Source organism: Kitasatospora sp. SC0581 (genome assembly GCF_048159585.1).
Taxonomy (GTDB): domain Bacteria; phylum Actinomycetota; class Actinomycetes; order Streptomycetales; family Streptomycetaceae; genus Kitasatospora.
Window position 1 is genome coordinate 108,345 of the sequence record NZ_JBLRWA010000017.1, and the last position, 16,439, is coordinate 124,783.

Annotated in this window: 15 protein-coding genes and 1 pseudogene; 3 read left to right on the forward strand and 13 right to left on the reverse strand. The window is 70.9% G+C overall.

The annotated features are described in order from the left end of the window. Nucleotides 1-157 precede the first annotated feature (157 nt). From ACLWS4_RS24245 to arc, 8 genes and pseudogenes are all read right to left on the reverse strand, one after another. A complete protein-coding gene (locus tag ACLWS4_RS24245) occupies nt 158-1,147 on the reverse strand; it encodes an FKBP-type peptidyl-prolyl cis-trans isomerase (protein WP_416875207.1) in 990 nt (329 codons plus the stop codon). A 123-nt stretch (nt 1,148-1,270) separates the two neighbouring features. After that, nucleotides 1,271-2,632 carry a Pup--protein ligase gene (pafA, locus tag ACLWS4_RS24250; protein ID WP_049652001.1) on the reverse strand — a complete coding sequence of 454 codons (1,362 nt, stop codon included), beginning with the start codon at nt 2,630-2,632 and terminating at the stop codon, nt 1,271-1,273. A 121-nt stretch (nt 2,633-2,753) separates the two neighbouring features. Continuing rightward, the gene (gene prcA, locus ACLWS4_RS24255; protein WP_049652000.1) at nt 2,754-3,509 is read right to left on the reverse strand and encodes a proteasome subunit alpha; all 756 of its coding nucleotides are present in this window, start codon (nt 3,507-3,509) and stop codon (nt 2,754-2,756) included. A 32-nt stretch (nt 3,510-3,541) separates the two neighbouring features. Further along, on the reverse strand, nt 3,542-4,339 hold the full coding sequence (gene prcB / locus ACLWS4_RS24260; protein WP_369808298.1) for a proteasome subunit beta: 798 nt from the start codon (nt 4,337-4,339) through the stop codon (nt 3,542-3,544). Further along, nucleotides 4,336-4,413: pseudogene (locus ACLWS4_RS24265) on the reverse strand (recombination endonuclease VII); the annotation flags it as partial. The gene prcB and the pseudogene ACLWS4_RS24265, both read right to left, overlap by 4 nt. A 132-nt stretch (nt 4,414-4,545) precedes the next feature. Further along, nucleotides 4,546-4,764 carry a ubiquitin-like protein Pup gene (locus ACLWS4_RS24270; RefSeq protein WP_049652012.1) on the reverse strand — a complete coding sequence of 73 codons (219 nt, stop codon included), beginning with the start codon at nt 4,762-4,764 and terminating at the stop codon, nt 4,546-4,548. A 174-nt stretch (nt 4,765-4,938) separates the two neighbouring features. After that, on the reverse strand, nt 4,939-6,450 hold the full coding sequence (gene dop / locus ACLWS4_RS24275) for a depupylase/deamidase Dop (RefSeq protein WP_049651998.1): 1,512 nt from the start codon (nt 6,448-6,450) through the stop codon (nt 4,939-4,941). Nucleotides 6,451-6,678: 228 nt separating this feature from the next. Then, entirely contained in the window at nt 6,679-8,445 is a 1,767-nt protein-coding gene (arc, locus tag ACLWS4_RS24280; RefSeq protein WP_049651997.1) for a proteasome ATPase, read from the reverse strand. Nucleotides 8,446-8,731: 286 nt separating this feature from the next. Between arc and ACLWS4_RS24285 the strand changes: the two genes are divergently transcribed. Continuing rightward, on the forward strand, nt 8,732-9,034 hold the full coding sequence (locus ACLWS4_RS24285) for a ferredoxin (RefSeq protein ID WP_049651996.1): 303 nt from the start codon (nt 8,732-8,734) through the stop codon (nt 9,032-9,034). A gap of 12 nt (nt 9,035-9,046) precedes the next feature. Here the strand turns inward: ACLWS4_RS24285 and ACLWS4_RS24290 are convergent, their stop codons facing one another. From ACLWS4_RS24290 to ACLWS4_RS24300, 3 genes are all read right to left on the reverse strand, one after another. Next, nucleotides 9,047-9,658 carry a hypothetical protein gene (locus ACLWS4_RS24290; protein ID WP_380741655.1) on the reverse strand — a complete coding sequence of 204 codons (612 nt, stop codon included), beginning with the start codon at nt 9,656-9,658 and terminating at the stop codon, nt 9,047-9,049. Nucleotides 9,659-9,787: 129 nt separating this feature from the next. Continuing rightward, nucleotides 9,788-10,747, reverse strand: coding sequence for a tRNA (adenine-N1)-methyltransferase (locus ACLWS4_RS24295; protein ID WP_049650977.1), 960 nt, complete (start codon nt 10,745-10,747; stop codon nt 9,788-9,790). Between the two features lie 46 nt (nt 10,748-10,793). Further along, entirely contained in the window at nt 10,794-12,005 is a 1,212-nt protein-coding gene (locus ACLWS4_RS24300; RefSeq protein ID WP_074002318.1) for a site-2 protease family protein, read from the reverse strand. A gap of 166 nt (nt 12,006-12,171) precedes the next feature. On the opposite strand from ACLWS4_RS24300, the gene ACLWS4_RS24305 reads away from it, so the two are divergent. Both ACLWS4_RS24305 and ACLWS4_RS24310 read left to right on the forward strand, forming a co-directional pair. Continuing rightward, nucleotides 12,172-13,071: a RecB family exonuclease gene (locus ACLWS4_RS24305; protein ID WP_049650979.1), complete on the forward strand. Its 900-nt coding sequence runs from the start codon at nt 12,172-12,174 to the stop codon at nt 13,069-13,071. After that, nucleotides 13,072-13,743, forward strand: a complete 672-nt coding sequence (locus ACLWS4_RS24310) for a response regulator (RefSeq protein ID WP_049650980.1) — start codon at nt 13,072-13,074, stop codon at nt 13,741-13,743. It abuts the gene before it with no gap. 97 nt (nt 13,744-13,840) lie between these two features. Here the strand turns inward: ACLWS4_RS24310 and ACLWS4_RS24315 are convergent, their stop codons facing one another. Both ACLWS4_RS24315 and ACLWS4_RS24320 read right to left on the reverse strand, forming a co-directional pair. Beyond that, nucleotides 13,841-15,445, reverse strand: a complete 1,605-nt coding sequence (locus ACLWS4_RS24315) for an ABC transporter substrate-binding protein (RefSeq protein WP_158077697.1) — start codon at nt 15,443-15,445, stop codon at nt 13,841-13,843. A gap of 221 nt (nt 15,446-15,666) precedes the next feature. Then, on the reverse strand, nt 15,667-16,371 hold the full coding sequence (locus ACLWS4_RS24320; RefSeq protein ID WP_416875208.1) for an HAD family hydrolase: 705 nt from the start codon (nt 16,369-16,371) through the stop codon (nt 15,667-15,669). Nucleotides 16,372-16,439: the final 68 nt, after the last annotated feature.

Here is a 16,439-nt window from a genome sequence, read left to right on the forward strand (position 1 = left end):
CGTGGGCACGCCGGCCTGCCGTCGCACCGCCCGCCCCGGACCTCGGCGCCGGGCGGCGCCTGCCACAGTGCGTGGGCAGTATGACAGCTCAGGATGAGGGCGGACGCTTCGTTGTACGAGCGTCCGCCCAAGCGTACGGAATCCCCCCGGTGACTTCCTAGACCGCTTCGAGAATGTCGATCACGAAGACCAGGGTCGAGTTCGCCGGAACCGAGCCCTGCGCCTTGTCCTGGTAGCCGAGCGCCGGCGGCACCACCAGCAGGACCCGGCTGCCGACGTTCTGCCCGACCAGGCCCTTGTCCCAGCCCTCGATCACGCTGCCGGTGCCGATCTGCACCGCCTGCGCGCCGCCGTGCGTCCAGGAGGCGTCGAACTGCTGGCCGTTGGCCCAGAGCACCCCGGTGTACTGCACCACCAGGGTCTGCCCGCTCTTGACCTGCTTGCCCTCGCCCTTGACCAGCACCGCCTGCTGGAGGTCGGTGGGCGCGGCCTGCCCGGTCGGGATCGTGATCGTGGCCGGCGCCTTGCCGTTGTCCTTGACCTGCGGCATCGTCGCGGCCGGCTCGGCCATCGCCCCGGTCAGCGTGGAGTCCGGCGGCAGGCTCTCCATGATGTCCAGCACGAACACCACGGTGTCGCCCTTGTTGACGCCCAGCTGGGTGGAGCCCTGCTCGCCGAAGGCCGCCGCCGGCGGCGCGACCACCAGCAGCCGGCTGCCCACCTTCTTGCCGATCACGCTCTGGTCCAGCGCCGGCACCAGCTGCCCGCTGCCGGCCTGGTAGAGCTGCGGCTTGCCGTTGGCGTCGTACGAACTGGGCAGGTCCTTGGCGGTGGTCCAGTCCCTGGCGGTGTAGTTGACCGTCACCCAGTCGCCCTTGTTGACGGTCGCCCGGTCGCCCTCGCTGACCGTGTTCACCACGAACTGGCCGCCGGGCTGCTGGCCCTCGGGGATGGTGATGGTGGCCTTGCTGCCGAACCCGCCACCCGAAAGAGTGGGCATCGGTGACGCCTCGCCGACCGGCGCGGGCACCGTCGGGGCGGCGCTCGCCGCGGACGGCGTCACCGGGCCCGCCGCCTTGGGCGAGCTGCTGCAGGCGACCGCGAGCAGCAACGGCAGGGTGAGAAGCAAACCGGCGGTGCGGCGCACGGTGGTCCTAACTGTCGGTCGAAGTCGGCTCTCCTGACTCGACGGACAGCGTATGCCCGGCACGCGTCCGGCCCCGGTAGACACCACCGGGGCCGGTCGCCGCCTTGATCACACGGCCGGGGGCTACATCCCCGCGATCAGCTTCTCCACCCGCTCGTCCACCGAACGGAACGGGTCCTTGCACAGCACCGTGCGCTGCGCCTGGTCGTTCAGCTTCAGGTGCACCCAGTCGACCGTGAAGTCCCGGCGCTGCTCCTGGGCCCGCCGGATGAAGTCCCCGCGCAGCCGGGCCCGGGTGGTCTGCGGCGGGATCGACTTGGCCTCGAAGGTCTTGAGGTCGGTGGTCACCCGCTGCGCCTGGCCCTTGCCCTGGAGCAGGTAGAACAGGCCGCGGCGGCGGTGGATGTCGTGGTACGCGAGGTCGATCTGCGCCACCCGCGGGTTGGACATGCTCATCTGGTGCTTCTCGCGGTAGCGCTCGATGAGCTTGTACTTCATGATCCAGTCGATCTCCTGGGCGACCCCGTCCAGCCGCTCGCTGCGGACGGCCTCCAGGGTGCGGCCCCACAGGTCGAGGACCCGGGCGACGGTGCCGGTGTTGATGCCCTTGCGGTCCGCGAACTCCAGGGCCTTGGTGTAGTACTCCTCCTGGATGTCCAGCGCGCTGGCCTCCCGGCCGTTGGCGAGCCGCACCTGGTGGGTGCCGGTGAGGTCGTGGCTGACCTCGCGGATCGCCCGGATCGGGTTCTCCAGGGTGAGGTCGCGCATCACCACGCCGGCCTCGATCATCCGCAGCACCAGGTCGGTGGAACCGACCTTGAGCAGCGTCGTGGTCTCCGACATGTTGGAGTCGCCGACGATCACGTGCAGCCGGCGGTAGCGTTCGGCGTCCGCGTGCGGCTCGTCCCGGGTGTTGATGATCGGGCGCGAGCGGGTGGTGGCGGAGCTGACGCCCTCCCAGATGTGCTCGGCCCGCTGGCTGACGCAGAACACCGCGCCGCGCGGGGTCTGGAGCACCTTGCCCGCGCCGCAGATCAGCTGCCGGGTGACCAGGAACGGGATCAGCACGTCGGCCAGCCGGGAGAACTCCCCGTGCCGGGCGACGCAGTAGTTCTCGTGGCAGCCGTAGGAGTTCCCGGCCGAGTCGGTGTTGTTCTTGAAGAGGTAGACGTCCCCGGCGATGCCCTCCTCGTGCAGCCGGCGCTCGGCGTCCACCAGGAGCCCCTCGAGGATGCGCTCACCGGCCTTGTCGTGCGTCACCAGCTCGACGACGTCGTCGCACTCGGGGGTGGCGTACTCGGGGTGGGAGCCGACGTCGAGGTAGAGGCGGGCGCCGTTGCGCAGGAAGACGTTGCTGCTGCGGCCCCAGGAGACGACCCGGCGGAACAGGTACCGCGCCACCTCGTCCGGGGACAGCCGTCGCTGCCCGCGGAACGTGCAGGTCACGCCGTACTCGTTCTCCAGCCCGAAAATCCGGCGGTCCATGAGCACTCCATTCTCTGTCGGAGCTGTCCGAAACCGCCTCCACGACGACTGGGCCGCCGCAGGGGCACCGGAGTCCCGGACGACGGCGGCGGGGCCGCCGTCCGGGACTCCACAGGCACTGCTACACCGGCGTGCCGTCCGCCGGGTTGTCCTCGTCGTCCGCTTCCGCGGACTGGTCCCCGTCGAGCAGCCGGCCCAGCTGGTTGCCCAGGATCCGCTTGAACTTGCGCTGCTGGAACCGCTGGCGGTCGAGGACCGCCACCTCCAGCTGCTCCGGCGTGAGGCCGCGCGGGCTGCCGCCGTTGGGGTCGCGGGCGAGCGAGTCCACGGCGAGCTTCACCGCCTCGGTGAGGCCGATGCCGGCGCGGTGGCGCTGGCCCAGGTAGTTGCCGATCGAGTCGGCGTTGCCGCCGACCACCACGTAGTTCTTCTCGTCCACGACCGAACCGTCCGGCGTGAGCCGGTAGATCTGGTCGTTGTCGGGGGTGCGGCCGACCTCGGCCACGATCAGCTCGACCTCGTACGGCTTCTCGCCGACCGAGGAGAAGATGGTGCCCAGGGTCTGGGCGTACACGTTGGCCAGGCCGCGGGCCGTGACGTCGGCCCGGTCGTAGGAGTAGCCGCGCAGGTCGGCGTAGCGGACGCCGCCGATGCGCAGGTTCTCGAACTCGTTGTAGCGGCCGACCGCCGCGAAGGCGATCTTGTCGTAGATCTCGGAGACCTTGTGGAGCGCCCTGGAGGTGTTCTCCGCGACGAAGACGATGCCGTCGGCGTAGGTGAGCACGACCACGCTGCGGCCGCGCGCGATGCCCTTGCGGGCGTACTCCGCGCGGTCCGCCATGGCCTGCTGGGGCGAGACGTAGAACGGTGTCGACACCGGCGGTCGTCCCCTTTCCTGTGAGGTGATGGCTAGATCAGCGGGGCCTGCGGGCCGTTGGGCCGGTCCAGGCGCTCGTCGGTGATGGCGACGACGATCTCCGTCACCTCCGCGTCGGTGAGCCGGCGGAAGCCGTCCTCGGTGATCAGCGAGACAATCGGGAAGATCTTCCGGGCGAGGTCCGGGCCGCCGGTGGCGGAGTCGTCGTCCGCCGCGTCGTACAGGGCCTGGACGACCAGGGTGGCGGCCTGGTCGGCCGTCAGGCCGTCGCGGTAGAGCTTCTTCAGCGAGCCGCGGGCGAAGACCGAGCCCGAGCCGGTGGCGGCGAAGCCGCGCTCCTCGGACCGCCCGCCGGTGACGTCGTAGTTGAAGATCCGGCCGCGGCCGAGGTCCAGGTCGTAGCCGGCGAACAGCGGCACCACCGCGAGGCCCTGCATCGCCATGCCCAGGTTGCCCCGGATCATGGTGGTGAGCCGGTTGGCCTTGCCCTCCAGGGAGAGGGTGGCGCCCTCGATCTTCTCGTAGTGCTCCAGCTCCAGCTGGAACAGCCGGACCATCTCGACCGCGAGGCCGGCGGTGCCGGCGATGCCGACCGCGCTGTACTCGTCGGCCGGGAAGACCTTCTCCATGTCCCGCTGGGCGATCACGTTGCCCATCGTCGCCCGGCGGTCACCCGCGATCACGACGCCGCCGTCGAAGATCGCGGCCACCAGCGTGGTCCCGTGCGGGGCCTCGACCACGACGCCCTCGGGGAGCCCCCGGAGCCCGGGGACCATCTCCGGCTTGTGCTCGGCGAGGAAGTCGAGGAACGAGGACGACCCCGGGGTCAGGAAGGCAGCCGGTAGACGCCCGGTGCCACGAGTGTTGGCTTCCACACGATTCCTTCCAGGTAGCTTGAAGCGCGCGCTGCCCGCACCCTACCCGCCCGACGATCACTGTCCACGGGTGGAGGGGCCGGTGCCGGACGGCCGGACGGTGTTCGCCGCCCGGCCGCCCCGATCGGTCGCGACCGTGAATTCGGAATGCCCGGACCGGGCTATTGCCCGCCCTTCTGGACGAATCCGCGAACGAAATCCTCGGCATTCGACTCGAGGACCTCGTCGATTTCGTCCAGAACCGCGTCGACGTCGTCGCTCAGCTTTTCCTGGCGCTCCTTGAGGTCCTCGGAATTCTGGCTTTCCGCGGCCTGCTCCTCGACCTCCTCGGAGGAGCGGTTCGCCCGCTGCTGGCCGCCGCCGGTGTCCTTGCTCGCCATTTCCCTCACCCCGCTCGATTCGTCTGGCACGGTTGGGTCGTTGCTTGCTGCACCGACCCTATACACAAGGTGCGACTGCCGCTCCCGGTTTGCCGGTGGCGCTTCCTGTCCAACACCCGCTGCCACCCCGGATGATTCCCATTCGGCGGACGTTCACCCATGGTGATCGAAAAGTTACCCGCCGGACAGCACCCGGAGCAGGTCCTCGGCCGTGCGGCAGCGGTCCAGCAGCTCCTTGACGTGGTTGCGGGTCCCGCGCAGCGGTTCCAGGGTGGGCACGCGCTGCAGCGAGTCCCGGCCGGGCAGGTCGAAGATCACCGAGTCCCAGGAGGCCGCCGCGACGTGCTCCGCGTACTGCTCCAGGCAGCGCCCGCGGAAGTACGCCCGGGTGTCGTCCGGCGGCTTGGAGACGGCCCGCTCGACCTCGCCCTCGGTGAGCAGCCGCTCGAACCGCCCGCGGGCCACCAGGCGGTTGTAGAGGCCCTTCTCCGGCCGTACGTCGCTGTACTGGAGGTCGACCAGGTGCAGCCGCGGGTTGTCCCACTCCAGGGCGTCCCGGCTGCGGTAGCCCTCCAGGATCTCCCGCTTGGCGACCCAGTCCAGCTGCCGGGACAGCGACATCGGGTCGCGCTCCAGCCGGCCGAGGACGTCCTCCCAGCGGGTCAGCACGTCCACCGTCTGCTCGTCCGCGTCGGTGCCGAAGCGGTCCTCGACGTACTTGCGGGCCAGCTCGAAGTACTCGAGCTGGAGCTGGACGGCGGTGAGCTTGCGCCCGTTGCGCAGGGTGATCAGGTGCTTGAGCGTCGGGTCGTGGGAGACCCGGTGCAGGGTGCGCACCGGCTGGTCGACGGCGAGGTCGGCGGCGATGAACGAGTCCTCGATCATCGACAGCACCAGCGCGGTGGTGCCCAGCTTGAGGTAGGTGGAGATCTCGGAGAGGTTGGCGTCGCCGATGATCACGTGCAGCCGGCGGTACTTCTCGGCGTCGGCGTGGGGTTCGTCCCGGGTGTTGATGATCGGGCGCTTGAGCGTCGTCTCCAGGCCCACCTCGACCTCGAAGTAGTCCGCCCGCTGGCTGAGCTGGAAGCCGTGCGCCGAGCCGTCCTGGCCGATGCCGACCCGGCCGGCGCCGGCGACCACCTGACGGGAGACGAAGAACGGGGTGAGGTGGCGGACGATGTCGGCGAACGGTGTCGCCCGCTTCATCAGGTAGTTCTCGTGGGTGCCGTAGGAGGCGCCCTTGTTGTCGGTGTTGTTCTTGTACAGGTGGATGGTCTGCCCGTTGGGCAGTTCCAGCGCGCGCTGCGCGGCGGCGGCCATGATCCGCTCGCCGGCCTTGTCCCAGAGCACGGCGTCGCGCGGGTTGGTCACCTCGGGCGAGCTGTACTCGGGGTGCGCGTGGTCCACGTAGAACCGGGCCCCGTTGGTGAGGATGACGTTGGCGAGGCCGATGTCCTCGTCGGTCAGCTGGCTGGCGTCCGCGACCTCGCGGGCCAGGTCGAACCCCCGTGCGTCGCGCAGCGGATTCTCCTCCTCGAAGTCCCAGCGGGCCCGCCGTGCCCGGTGCATCGCCGCCGCGTACGCGTTGACGATCTGGGACGAGGTGAGCATGGCGTTGGCGTTGGGGTGCCCGGGCACGGAGATCCCGTACTCCGTCTCGATGCCCATCACGCGCCGTACGGTCATGCGGCCCTCCTTGCCCGGTGCACCGCCCCCGACGGGCGGAGCACTCTGACGTACCGCCGAACAACACCGGCGCCGGGCCTCTGCCCGCGCACGGTGGGTCGAGCCTAGAACCCGGCGCCGAACGGCGGGCCCGGAGACGCGCCGTCCGGCTGCGGGGCCGCGAGGCGCCACAGCCGGACGGTGTGCGTACAGCTCCGGGGACCGCTGCCGGCCCGGACAACCGCGTGCTTACAGGTACTGCCCCGTGTTGGCGACAGTGTCGATCGAGCGGCCGGACTCGGCGCCCTGCTTGCCGGTGACCAGCGTGCGGATGAAGACGATCCGCTCGCCCTTCTTGCCGGAGATGCGGGCCCAGTCGTCCGGGTTGGTGGTGTTCGGGAGGTCCTCGTTCTCCTTGAACTCGTCGACGCAGGCGGCGAGCAGGTGGGAGACGCGCAGGCCCCGCTGACCGTGGTCGAGGAAGTCCTTGATGGCCATCTTCTTCGCGCGGTCGACGATGTTCTGGATCATCGCGCCGGAGTTGAAGTCCTTGAAGTACAGGACCTCCTTGTCACCGTTGGCGTAGGTGACCTCCAGGAAGCGGTTCTCCTCGGTCTCGGAGTACATCCGCTCCACCACCGACTGGATCATCGCGACCACCGTGGCCTCGACGGAGCCCTCGTGCTCCTTGAGGTCGTCCGGGTGGAACGGCAGCGAGTCCTTGAGGTACTTGGAGAAGATGTCCTTCGCGGCCTCGGCGTCCGGGCGCTCGATCTTGATCTTGACGTCCAGGCGGCCGGGCCGCAGGATCGCCGGGTCGATCATGTCCTCGCGGTTCGAGGCGCCGATGACGATGACGTTCTCCAGGCCCTCCACGCCGTCGATCTCGGCGAGCAGCTGCGGGACGATGGTGTTCTCCACGTCCGAGCTGACGCCGGAACCGCGGGTGCGGAACAGCGACTCCATCTCGTCGAAGAAGACGATGACGGGCGTGCCCTCGCCCGCCTTCTCCCGGGCCCGCTGGAACACCAGGCGGATCTGCCGCTCGGTCTCGCCCACGTACTTGTTGAGCAGCTCGGGGCCCTTGATGTTGAGGAAGTAGCTCTTCCCCTGGGGGCGTCCGGTGACCTCGGCCACCTTCTTCGCCAGCGAGTTGGCGACCGCCTTGGCGATCAGCGTCTTGCCGCAGCCGGGCGGGCCGTAGAGCAGCACGCCCTTGGGCGGGCGCAGCTCGTACTCCTTGAAGAGGTCGGCGTGCAGGTACGGCAGCTCGACCGCGTCGCGGATCAGCTCGATCTGGTTGCTCAGGCCGCCGATCTGGCGGTAGTCGATGTCCGGGACCTCCTCGAGGACCAACTCCTCGACCTCGGACTTCGGGACGACCTCGAAGACGTAGCCGGAGCGGGGCTCCAGCAGCAGGGCGTCCCCGGACCGGATGGTCAGCCCGCGCAGCGGTTCGGCGAGGCGCACCACCCGCTCCTCGTCGGTGTGCCCCAGCACCAGGGCGCGCTCGCCGTCCTCCAGGAGCTCCTTGAGGGTGACGATCTCGCCGATGTTCTCGAAGGCCATCGCGTCCACGATGTTGAGGGCCTCGTTGAGCATCACTTCCTGGCCGCGCCGCACCTCGTCGAGGGCGACGCTCGGGCTGACGTTCACGCGGAGCTTGCGCCCGCCGGTGAAGATGTCCGCGGTGCCGTCCTCGTTCGCGTCGAGGAAGGTGCCGAAGCCGGCCGGGGGCTGTGCCAGCCGGTCCACTTCCTCCTTGAGGGCCACGATCTGGTCGCGGGCCTCTCGCAGGGTGGAGGCGAGCCGTTCGTTCTGGGCGGTCACGCCCGCCAGGTTGGTCTGGAGCTCGACGATCCGCTCTTCGAGGATCCTCGAATTGCGCGGCGAGTCGGCGAGCTTGCGGCGCAGCACGGCGATTTCCTGCTCAAGGTACGAGACCTGAGCGGCCTCGTCGGAACCACGAGCGGGCCTGCCGGTGCTGCGGTTGTAGTCGTCATCGTGGGCTGCCACGGTCCTCACCTCCTCCGGGGAGCTGGACGCTTCCAGACCCTACCTGGGACCAGGGGTCCGTAAACCCCTAGATCAAGAAAGATGGAACGGGCGTGTCCGATCTTCGCCCCAGCGTGCTTCCCCTCTGCTAAGGGGGATACCCACCGCGCACCACCCAAAGCGGGCCAGATGTATCGTCGAGCGAAGTGATATCCGATCGCGACCACAAGTCGAGGTCCGATCGTTGTACGAATGGCGGGATTGCTCCAGGAATAGGGGCGACCCGGGACAGAAACGGCAGGGGACCATGTCGGTGACCGAGCAGACGGCGGCGGCCGAGGCGCTGGAGGTGTGGATCGACCAGGATCTGTGCACCGGTGACGGCATCTGCGTGCAGTACGCGCCCGAGGTCTTCGAGCTCGACATCGACGGGCTGGCCTACGTGAAGGGGCCGGACGACGAGCTGCGCCAGCAGCCCGGGGAGAGTGCCCCGGTGCCGCTGACGATCCTTCAGGACGTGGTGGACTCGGCGAAGGAGTGCCCCGGCGACTGCATCCACGTGCGCCGGGTCGCCGACCGGGTCGAGGTGTACGGCCCCGACGCGGAGTAGAACGGGCCGGGCTCAGGCCTGGTGGAGCGGGGCGGCGGTCTGGGAGCGTTCCCAGCCGCCGCTCCGCTGCGTCCAGGTGAGGTCGAGCGAGATGTCGGGCCGGAACCGCGGCACGTCCTCGCTCGAATACCCCTGCGCGTGGCCGGTGATGGCGCCGTCCGAACGCACCGCGATCCGGCTCACGGTGAGGTTCTCGCGCTCGGGGAGCAGGGTGGCCACCACCTCGGGGCGCCCGCCCGGGCCGAAGCCGAGCAGGTAGACGGCGTCCGGCGGGGTGCCGGTCTCGGTGGCGCAGTGCGCGGCGACCACCGTGCCGGGGCGCCCGTCGCCGAGCCGGGCCGGCACGCTGAGCGCCGTCTTGACCGGGAACGGGCCGCAGTCCAGCGGGAGTTGGGCCCGGGCCGGGTCGGGGGCGGCGCTCGCGACGAGGGCCTGGGGGGTGCCGTGCGCGGGCACCGGGGTGCCGGTCGCCGGGGAGGCCGCGAGCGCGGCCGCCACCACCGCGCCGCAGCCGGCCAGGGCGACGGCCCAGTGCCAGGGGACGGTGCGCGCGTGACCGGGCCCGGAACGGCCCCGCGGTGTCTGCTGTCCAACCGTCGCCGTCGTCCCGACCGCGGTCTCCACCAGGCGTCCCCTCCAGCGCTCCAAGAGCCAAGGCGTGAGCCAGCATCGTCCCACACCGTGATCGGCGGAATGCGAAAGGGGTGGTACGAGCGGTGTGCTCGTACCACCCCTTGTCGGTGGGTTCGGGGCTCAGCCCAGGTCGGGCTGGTCCGCCTCCGTGGCCTGGGCGGCCTTGCGGGCGGCGGCGCGCTCCTGGAGGGTGGGCTCGGGCGTCCCGTTGTCGTAGTCCTCGCCGTACGCGCCCTTGGCCGGACGGCGGCGGCGCAGCGGCGGCTCGACGCCGTCCGCCAGGCGGCGGGCGGTGAGCAGGAAGCCGGTGTGGCCGATCATCCGGTGGTCCGGGCGGACCGCCAGGCCCTCCAGGTGCCAGGTGCGGACCATGGTCTCCCAGGCCTGCGGCTCGGTGAAGGTGCCGTGGTCGCGCAGCGCCTCGACGGTCTTCGACATCTGCGTGGTGGTGGCCACGTAGCAGCAGATGAGGCCGCCGGGGACGAGCGCCTTGGAGGCGACGTCCAGGCACTCCCAGGGCGCCAGCATGTCGAGGATGACGCGGTCGACGTCGGTCTCGACCAGGTTGTCCTGGAGGTCGCCGACGGTGAGCTTCCACGCCGGGTGCGGGCCGCCGAAGTAGCGCTCGACGTTGCCCTGGGCGATGTCGGCGAAGTCCTGCCGGCGCTCGTAGGAGGCCAGCATGCCGGTGTCGCCGACGGCGCGCAGCAGGTAGGTGGAGAGCGCGCCGGAGCCGACGCCGGCCTCGACGACGCGGGCGCCGGCGAAGATGTCGGCCATCGCCAGGATCTGCCCCGCGTCCTTGGGGTAGATCACGGCGGCGCCGCGCGGCATGGACAGGACGTAGTCGGGGAGCAGGGGGCGCAGCGCGAGGTACGGGACGTTCCCCGTGGTGCGCACGACCGTGCCTTCGGGGGCGCCGATCAGCTCGTCGTGCGGGAACGCACCCTTGTGGGTGTGGAACTGGTTCCCGGCCTGGAGCGTGAACGTGTAGTGGCGACCCTTGGGGTCGGTCAGCTGGACCTGGTCCCCGACCTGGAAGGGCCCGCGTCGGCGGGCGGCACCGGTCGGTTCGGACATGCGGACAATCCTAAGGGAAGCGGAGCCTTCCGCCTTACCACCATGATCAGCGGCCGGAGACGGCGGCGGTCAGTCGCTGCTCGATGTCGCTGAGCGCGGCCACGCCGTACACCCGGCCGTCCGGCTCGACCACCAGGTACTCCCCCGCCGGGGTGGCCTGGACGGCCCGCAGCAGGTCCTCGCCGCCGAGGTCGGCGTCCAGCCGCAGCCCGGGTTCGAGGTCGCGGGCGAGCGGGCCGACGGCCACCCAGGGGCGGCGGTGCTCGGGCACCGAGCGGACGGCGGACTCCCGGACGAGGGCGATCGGCTCGCCCCGGCCGTCCACCACGATCACCGCGCCGGCCCCGGCCTCGCGGGCGCGGCGCAGCGCCTCGCCGAGCGGGGTGTCGGCGGTGACCTCGACGGCCCGCCGGGCCAGCTCGCGCAGCCGCAGGGAGGGCAGCACCTCCTTGAGCCGGGCGTTGCGCAGGCTGCCGGTGGCGCCGTTCCAGATGATCGCGGCGAGCACCGCGGCCAGCACCGCGTCCACCAGGGTGTCGGTGGTGGTGCGCTCGACCCCGCGGGCGGCGCTCAGCAGCGGCAGGCCGATCAGCACGGCGACGGCCAGCCCGCGGCCGACCCAGGCGGCGGCCACCGTGCCGGTCATCGGCCGGCCGGTGATCGCCCAGACGACCGCGCGCAGCATCCGGCCGCCGTCCAGCGGCAGGCCGGGCAGCAGGTTGAAGGCGGCGACCACCAGGTTGGAGACCATCAGGCCGGTGAGCAGCACCCCGGGCACGGTGGACAGCTCCACCGCCCGCACCCCGAGGTAGAACACGCCGCCGAGCAGCAGCGAGAGCAGCGGGCCGACGAAGGCCAGCCAGAACTCCCGCCAGGGGCTCTCCGCCTCGTTCTCGATCTCGGAGACCCCGCCGAAGAACTGGAGCTGGATCCGCCGCACCCCGAGCTTGTACCGCAGTGCGACCAGGGTGTGGGCGAGCTCGTGCACCAGGACGGAGGCGTAGAAGGCGACCGCGAAGAAGAACGCGACCAGGTAGCGGGCGCCGCCGAGGTCGGGCAGCACGTCGCCCAGCTGCCCGCCGAACACCCAGGTGATCAGCGCGGCGATGACGAACCAGGAGGGGGTGACGTAGATGGGCACGCCGAAGGGCCGGCCCATCAGGATTCCGCCGCGGCGCTCGGGCGGCGGCGCGGCCGGGCGCCCGTCGCCCGCCTGCGGTGGCCGTTCGGAGGGCTGCTGCCCCCTGCTGTCGCTCACCGTGATCCCTTCGGTCGTCTCCCCCGTCGTGCCCGGTGCGCCCACGCTACGTGATCGCGGCCCCCCGGCGCTGCGCGGCCCTCCTTCTGCCTTCATACCCACTCACCGGCGGCTGTGGCAGCACCGTGGCAGCGGGATGACAGCAAAGGGCAATAGGGTCGTAGCCATGCAGCACACCCAGACCAGCAGTGCCGCCGGGCGCCCGGCGGCACCCCCGACCGGGCTCTCCCCGTCCCGAGCGGGGGACTTCCTCACCTGTCCCCTGCTGTACCGGCTGCGGGTGATCGACCGGCTGCCCGAGCCGCCGAGCTCGGCGGCGACCCGGGGCACGCTGGTGCACGCGGTGCTGGAGCGGCTGTTCGACAGCCCGGCGGCCGAGCGGACCCCGGACCGGGCGCTGGGCCTGCTGCGCCCGCAGTGGGAGCGGCTGCTGGGCGAGCGCCCGGAGCTGGGCTCGCTGTTCCCGGACGACCCGGACGGTGCGGCGCTCACCCGCTGGCTGGCGGACGCCGAGAAGCTGGTCGGCCAGTGGTTCCGGCTGGAGGACCCGACCCGGCTGCACCCGGTGGAGCGGGAGCTCTACGTGGAGACGGCCCTGGACTCGGGGCTGCTGCTGCGCGGCTACATCGACCGGGTGGACGTCGCCCCGACCGGCGAGGTCCGGCTGGTGGACTACAAGACCGGCCGGGCGCCCTCGCGGGACTTCGAGGGCAAGGCGATGTTCCAGATGAAGTTCTACGCCCTGGTGGTGTGGCGCTGGAAGGGCGTGCTCCCCAAGCGCCTCCAGCTGGTCTACCTCGGCGGGGGCGGGGACGTGGTCAGCTACGACCCGGACGAGGCGGACCTGCTCGCGGTGGAGCGCAAGCTCCGGGCGCTGTGGGAGCGGATCGGCCACGCGGTGGCCACCGGGGACTTCCCGGCGACCCGCAACCGCCTCTGCGACTGGTGCGACCACCAGGCCAGCTGCCCGGAGTTCGGCGGCACCCCGCCGCCGTACCCGCTGCCGCTGGCCCGTACGTCGGATGAAAGCGATCCCACGGGGGATCCGATGAGCAAGGAGTCCTAGGTGACGATCCGAGTGCTGCTGGTCGACGACCAGCCGCTGCTGCGCACCGGTTTCCGGATGATTCTGGAGGCCGAGTCCGACCTGGTGGTGGTCGGCGAGGCCGGCGACGGCCAGCAGGCGCTGGACCAGGTGCGGGCGCTGCAGCCCGACGTGGTGCTGATGGACATCCGGATGCCCAGGATGGACGGCGTCGAGGCGACCCGCCGGATCGCCGGCCCGGGGCGCGACGGCCCGGCCAAGGTGCTGGTGCTGACCACCTTCGACCTGGACGAGTACGTGGTGGAGGCGCTGCGCGCGGGCGCCAGCGGCTTCCTGCTGAAGGACGTCCCGGCCGAGGAGCTGGTGCAGGCGATCCGGGTGGTCGCGGACGGCGCGGCGATGCTGGCGCCGAGCATCACCCGCCGGCTGCTGGACATGTACGCCACCAAGCTGCCCTCGGGCGACGAGGCGCCGCCGCAGGCGCTGGGCGCGCTGACCGAGCGCGAGCTGGAGGTGCTGAAGCTGGTGGCGCGCGGGCTGTCGAACGCGGAGATCGCGGCCGAGCTGTTCGTCAGCGAGACCACCGTGAAGACCCACGTGGGCCATGTGCTGACCAAGCTCCAGCTGCGCGACCGGGTGCAGGCGGCGGTGTACGCGTACGAGAGCGGGCTGGTGCGCCCGGGCGCCCTGTAGCGGGCCGGTAGCGGCCCCAGGGCGGCAGAAACGTCACGGCGGCCCGCCTGCTCCCCCGTACCGACGGGGAAGCGGGCGGGCCGCCGTCCTGCGGGCGCTACTTGTTGGTCCGGCTGATCTCCCAGAAGCGGAAGTAGCCGGTGGTGTCGACGGTGGACTCGACGCCGGTGACGTACGAGCGGGCCGCGAAGAAGGACTTGTTCTGGTACAGCGGGATCAGCGGCACGTTCTCGGCCTCGATCTGCTGTATCTGCGCGTAGGTGCCGGCCGCGGCGCTGCGGTCGGTCTGCTTGAGGCCCTCCGGCACCAGCCGGCCGCTGATCCGCGGGTCGTCCCAACCGTGGTGGTACGCACCGCCGTTGATCAGCAGCGGGGCGAGGTAGTTGTCCGGGTCCGGGTAGTCGGCGAACCAACCGATGATGTACGCCTGGTACTTGCTCTCGGCCCAGCCCTTGCGGTACGAGTCCCAGTCCGGCTCCTGGGCGAGCGTCACCTGGAACAGGCCGCCGGTCTCCAGCTGCTTCTTCAGCGTCTCGGCCTCGTTGCTGCCGGCCCGCGAACGGGACCAGGTCAGCGTGAACTTGACCGGGGTCTGGACCTTGGCGTCGGCCAGGATCTTCTTGGCCTTGTTCACGTCCTGGTCGCCGTAGCGGTCGAAGAAGGCCGTGGTGTGGCCGGGCAGGCCGGCCGGGACCATGGAGTAGAGCGCCTGGACGGTGCGGGCGAAGACGTCGCGGGCCAGCGCCTTGCGGTCCATCATCTGGGCGACGGCCTGGCGGACCGCGACGTTGCTCATCAGCGGGTCCTTGGTGTTGAGGACCAGCGAACGGGTGTCGTTGCTGTCGCCCTCGGTCACCTGGAGGTCGGCCTTGCCGCCCTGCTGGTCGGAGCGGACCTGGGCGGCGGTGTTCGGCTCCAGGCTGTTGTCGGTGAGGTCGATCTCGCTCTTGTCCAGCGCGGTCTTCAGGTCCTCGGCCTTGTCGAAGTACCGCACGGTGAACTTGCTGTTCCGGAGCTTGGCCTCGCCGCCGTACTTGTCGTTGGCCGACAGCACGACCTTGCCCAGCTGCTTGCCGCCGTTCAGGTTCTCGACCGAGTCGATGCGGTACGGGCCGGAGCCGATCAGCTTGTCGTTGGGGACGACCTTGTCGGCGGGGTAGACCTGGTGGTCCACGATGGCGCCGGCCGGGCTCGCCAGCTTGGCCGGCAGGGTGGCGTCGGGCGCGGAGAGGTGGAAGAGCACCTCGTTGTCGCCCTTGGCCTCGACGGACTTGATCGAGTCCAGCAGTTCGACCGGGCCGTTCTGGTCGTTGATCTTCTTGGTGCGCTCGATCGAGAAGACCACGTCCTGGGCCGTCATCGGGTGCCCGTTGGAGAACTTCAGACCGGGCTTCAGGGTGCAGTGGTACTCGGTGGCCTCGGCGCTGGTGAACTCGCAGGACTGCGCGGCGTCCGGGGAGGGCGCGCTGGCGGCGGCCTGGAAGGTGAGCAGCGACTGGAAGGTGTTGCGCAGCAGCAGCCAGGAGCCGGAGTCGTAGGCGGCGGCCGGGTCCAGGACACCGGTCAGCTGGCTGGTGCCCATGGTGATGGACTTGCCGCTGTCCCCCTTGACCACGTCGGTCACCGATCCGCAGCCCGCCACCGACACGGCGACCAGGCCGGCGCAACCGAGTACTGCCAGGCGTTCAGCTGAAGTCTTCACGAGGCGCGTCCTTCTGGGTGGCACGAACTGGAGTAGCGTGCCATATCGAACACGCACGACCGGTACCCGTGCAGATGACGTTTGGGACACGGTCGTTGAGGGCATCACCACGCGCCCGACGAGTTGTCAGCCAATGACCGTTTTCTCCCCCGGCAGCGCCGGTCCGGGGGCTCGCCGGGCCTCGTACCGGCGAGTAGAGCCGTCTCGCAATGAGACGACAATCACACCCGCGAGGCGACCAGGGAGCGCAGCAGGTCGAGGTCGACCTGCTCCAGCGAGGACACCACCAGCCGCCCCGGAGCCGGCTCGACCGGCGCCACCGAGGGCACCGCGATCACCGGGCAGCCGGCCGCCTCGCCCGCCCGCACCCCGGTCGGGGTGTCCTCGACCACCACGCAGCGGGCCGGCTCCGCGCCCAGCCGCCGGGCCGCCTCCAGGTACGGGTCCGGGAACGGCTTGGTGCGCGGCACCTCGTCCCCGCCGATGCTGAAGGCGAAGTGGTGGGCGCCCAGCGAGCGCAGCACGATGTCGATCACGTGCCGGTGCGAGGCGGACACCAGGGCGGCCGGGATGCCGTGCGCGGCAAGGGTGTTGAGCAGCCGCTCGGCGCCCGGCATGAGCGGCACGCCGCCCGCCAGCAGGTCGACGAAGCGCTGGTTGACCAGCACGCCGAGGTCCGCCGGCGCGATGTCCGCCCCGGTCCGGGCGACCAGGTACTCCATCACCCTGGCCATCGGACCGCCGACCACGTGGGCGCGGTCCGCCTCGTCCAGCTCGTGGCCCAGCTCGGCGAAGAGCGAGACCTCGGCCTGCCACCAGAAGTCCTCGGTGTCCACCAGCGTCCCGTCCATGTCCAGCAGCACCGCCTGGAGCCCGCGGTCGTCCCCGTGGTCGAGGATGCGCGTGGCAGTGGGGCTGGTGGTCATGGCGGGGTCCTTCCGGCAGGCCCGGGCGGCCCCGGGGAAGGCACGGGCCGGCCCGCAGGTGAGCGGAC